3 protein-coding genes and 1 other RNA gene are annotated in these 3,181 nt (G+C 54.0%); 1 reads left to right on the top strand and 3 read right to left on the bottom strand.

Going from position 1 to position 3,181, the window contains the following annotated elements:
• Positions 1 to 97 precede the first annotated feature (97 nt).
• On the top strand, positions 98 to 238 hold the full coding sequence (locus tag B3W37_RS16685) for a hypothetical protein (RefSeq protein ID WP_483168547.1): 141 nt from the start codon (positions 98 to 100) through the stop codon (positions 236 to 238).
• Positions 239 to 292: 54 nt separating this feature from the next.
• On the opposite strand, the gene ssrS is transcribed toward B3W37_RS16685, so the two are convergent.
• The 3 genes from ssrS to B3W37_RS16670 all read right to left on the bottom strand — a co-directional run.
• Positions 293 to 472: non-coding RNA, 6S RNA (gene ssrS, locus B3W37_RS16680), on the bottom strand.
• A 97-nt stretch (positions 473 to 569) separates the two neighbouring features.
• The gene (gene aspS / locus B3W37_RS16675) at positions 570 to 2,327 is read right to left on the bottom strand and encodes an aspartate--tRNA ligase (RefSeq protein ID WP_483176490.1); all 1,758 of its coding nucleotides are present in this window, start codon (positions 2,325 to 2,327) and stop codon (positions 570 to 572) included.
• Positions 2,324 to 3,181 (bottom strand): histidine--tRNA ligase (locus B3W37_RS16670; protein ID WP_483176489.1); only part of this gene is annotated, 858 nt, incomplete at its 5' end. The genes B3W37_RS16670 and aspS, both read right to left, overlap by 4 nt.

Raw genomic sequence — 3,181 nt, 5'->3', positions numbered from 1 at the left:
GCTGAAATCGGCTGCCGTCAATAAACGGGGATCAATCGGTCGGCGGCACCCATAAAGTTGATCGGGGCATATCCTGCTTTATACAGGTTTTTATCAAATGAAGTTTATCAGGAAGGGAATCAATGGCATCCGGGACATAATCATATTGTCGATGGGCAAATACCTGCTGACTGGTTTCGAGGTGCTGGCGAAGGGTAAACCGGGTCAGGTAAGTTTCTCCGTGGCCCCGGTCTCCTGAGAGGAGTCGGGAGGCCGCCGAGTATCTGTTACAAACCCAGCCTGACCTGAACATAAAAACCCCACCGAGCCGTGGGCAACCGTTGTTTAAACCTGCTTCGCAGGTGGGTGCCCTCCCACATGATTAATGTTTCCCGTCATAATCGGGCATACAGCCACATGTGGAGACCAAGCTCCCTAATTTTTGGTGTTGGCAAAAACTGAACGGCTGTTCTCACGAACACAGCAGGGATAATTGATTCCTCATATCTCTCGTTAGCAAAACTATAACATATCTGGGGCCTGGCTTTCAAGGAATCCCCCCGGGCATAACTTTACCAAAATTTTGCGATTTATTTTTCCTTGACTTTGAGCGCCAATTCACGCAGCTGCCGGGAACTCACTCTGGAAGGCGCGCCGGTCAAGGGGCAGGCGGCACTTTGAGTCTTGGGAAAAGCGATCACATCCCTGATGCTCTGGCGCCCGGCCATGATCATCAGGAGGCGGTCAATGCCGAAAGCGATCCCGCCATGGGGGGGGGTGCCATATTCAAAGGCTTCCAGCATATAGCCGAACTTCTCGCCGGCTTCTTCCATGCTCATCCCTACTCTGGCAAACATCATTTCCTGCCAGTCCCGGCGGTGAATCCGGATGCTGCCTCCCCCGATCTCAGTTCCGTTCAATACCAGGTCGTAGGCCCGGGCTTTGACCTTCAGGGGCTCTGTCTCCAAGAGTTCGATATCCTCGGGCCGGGGTGAGGTGAACATATGATGCACCGCCACATACCGCTCTTCCTCATCATCGTATTCCACCAGCGGGAAATCATAAACCCAGGTGAAATTCAATTCTTGAGGCTCGGCCAGCTTGAGGCGCCGGGCCAATTCCAGGCGCAGGAAGCCCATTACCCGATTGACCACCGCTACTGAGTCGGCTCCAAACAAAAGCAGGTCTCCGGCTTTGGCGTCCAGGGCGGACATAATCCCATCGATTTCGGCCTGATTTAAAAATTTGGTTATCGGAGATTTAAGCTCGTTTTCGGTGCAGGCGATCCAGGCCATCCCCTTGGCTCCGTTGTCTACCGCCATTTTGCCCATTTCATCAATTTCGCGCCGGGTCCAGGATGCACAGCCACGGGCATTTATAGCGCGAACCACGCCCCCGTTTTGAACCGCCTGTGAAAAAACCTTAAACTGGGCATCCTTCAAAATTTCGGTCAGGTCTACTATTTCCAGGCCGAAGCGCAGATCCGGGGCATCGCTGCCGTACCTGGCCATGGCTTCATCATAGCGGATACGCGGAAATGGGGTTTTAATAGGACGGTCTATCTGCTTGAACAGCACCGTCATCAATTCCTCCACCAGACTGAAAACATCTTCTTCATCGATGAAGGACATCTCCATATCCAGCTGGGTGAATTCAGGCTGCCGGTCGGCACGCAGGTCCTCATCCCGGAAGCAGCGGGCAATTTGGAAATATTTATCCAGCCCGGCCACCATCAGCATCTGTTTAAAAATCTGCGGCGACTGGGGCAGTCCATAAAAGCGGCCCGGGTGCACCCGGCTGGGAACCAGATAGTCGCGAGCCCCCTCGGGTGTACTCGAAGTCAAGACCGGGGTCTCCACCTCGACAAAATCCCTGTCGTCCAAAAAGTCACGGATGCTTTTCACAATACGGTGCCTGAGCATAAGGTTATCCATCATCTCGGGGCGGCGCAGATCCAAATAACGGTATTTAAGGCGCAGGTTCTCGTCCACCTCTATATTGTTCTCAATATAAAACGGCGGGGTTTTGGCTTTGTTGAATACCTGCAGTTGGGCTACCGAAATTTCCACCATTCCGGTCTTCAGATTGGGGTTTTCGGTGTCTGCCGGTCTTCTCTGCACAGTACCTCGGACAGCTATCACATGCTCTCCCCTGACTTGTTCCGCCACCGCAAAAGCGGCCTGGTCTAGCTCGGGGTTGCACACGGCTTGAATAATGCCAGAACGGTCACGCAGGTCAATGAAGATCAACCCTCCATGGTCTCGGCGGGTATTGACCCAGCCATTGAGAACAACCTCAAGGCCTATCTGGGCAATCCCTATCTGTGTAGCATAATGGGTTCGTTTCATTGTGCCTGTGCCTCCTCATTCTGATGCAAAAGTTTGTTTATGCCGGGAACCAGGTCAGACCTGGATAGGACCGCCTGTTCCTTGTTAGTCATGTCGCGCACGGTTACAAAGCCTTCTTTAACTTCCTGTTCGCCGACAAACAGCACCAGCTGAGCGCCGGTCTTATCGGCATATTTCATCTGCGCCTTGGCTTTGCGGTCCAGGTAATCTTTGTCGGCAGCAATGCCGGCAGCCCTGAGCTGCTGCATGATCAAGATTGCGGCATCCTCGTACTGCGGCTCCATCACCGCAACAAATACCTCAATGCTGTTTTTTTCCCGGCCTCCCGCTTTATCTTGTTGCAAAGCCAGTAACAGCCGCTCCATACCCAGGGCAAAACCGATTCCCGGAAGATCAGGGCCTTCGATGGCCTTTACCAGCCCGTTGTAGCGTCCTCCGCCCCCCACGGCGCTCTGTGCGCCTATGCCGGGGATATGGATCTCAAAAGCGGTGTTGGTGTAGTAATCCAGGCCTCTCACCAGCTGGTCATCGTGCTCAAAACATAGGCCGTGCCGGGTCAAGGTCTCCTGAACCCGCTGGTAGTGGTCGGCACAATCGGGACAGAGGTGATCCAGTAAACGCGGGTGTCCGATTATAGCCTGGCGGCAGCCCTCGTTCTTGCAGTCCAGAACCCGCAAGGGGTTCTGCTGGTAGCGCTGCCGGCAATCCGGGCAAAGCTGCTCATAAAGCGGCTTAATATGGGCTAACAGGGCCTGGCGATAGCTATCGCGGCAGGACGGACAGCCCACCGAATTGATATGCAGCCGGTATTCCGTCAGGCCGATGGCTCGCAGCATCTGCACCACCATCATCAA

Source organism: Syntrophomonas sp. UBA5494, from assembly GCF_002426325.1.
This window is presented reverse-complemented; position numbering and strand designations above follow the sequence as displayed.